The sequence below is a fragment of the Synechococcus sp. H55.11 genome, assembly GCF_047462475.1.
GTDB lineage: Bacteria > Cyanobacteriota > Cyanobacteriia > Thermostichales > Thermostichaceae > Thermostichus.
The window spans coordinates 1-669 of record NZ_JANSJI010000304.1; the positions used below are offsets into that span (position 1 = coordinate 1).

At 56.5% G+C, this 669-nt stretch carries 1 pseudogene; it reads right to left on the minus strand.

What is annotated here, in order from left to right:
• A pseudogene (locus NW853_RS12130) lies at window positions 1-273 on the minus strand (UDP-N-acetylglucosamine 1-carboxyvinyltransferase); the annotation flags it as partial.
• Window positions 274-669 lie beyond the last annotated feature (396 nt).

Consider the following 669-nt stretch of genomic DNA (forward strand, 5'->3'; position numbering starts at 1 on the left):
GGTCAGGATCTGCCCCATGCGTTCAATGTCCAGCAGGCGTGGCACGTTGTGAATTCGGCAAGCTGCAGGAGCCAAAAGGGATCCGGCCATGAGAGCCAAAGCCGAGTTTTTCGCGCCGCCGATGGGAATGTGGCCGCTCAAGGTCTGCTTGCCGACAATTTTCAGCACTGGCCCCATCATCTCCGGCGGGGCTGCCACTCTGGTCTGGGCCAGCGACAGGTTAGGCGCTGGGGATTCCGTCCTACCGACGCGATCGTCAAAAAAATCTCTCAATCTTCCTCCTCACCCACAAAAAGATAGAAAAGTTCTTTCCAGAGAATACTCTGGGGATCAAAGCAGCAACTAAGCTTGCAGGCCAAAACTTGGCGTGAGGCAGGAAGAGAAGCTCGAGTGGCTGTGCCTCTATCCTACAGCGGCGGATGGGGGATCAGCTATGCCAGCTCTTTGCGATGCGAAAACCCCTGTCTTAGCGCTGTGTGGAAGCAGGCTATAGCCGGTAGGGAGTATGTCAACAAATGCAGGTTCTTGCCGCAGGCGGCTGGGGGAGTAGCCTGGCAGCAAGGGGCAGTATGATGGATGGCTATGAGAAGCGCTTGCCAGTAAGACAGGAGACACCCGATGACCGCGACCCAAGTTTCTGCCGAAGAGTTGTTTCGGGCCGCCTACGAA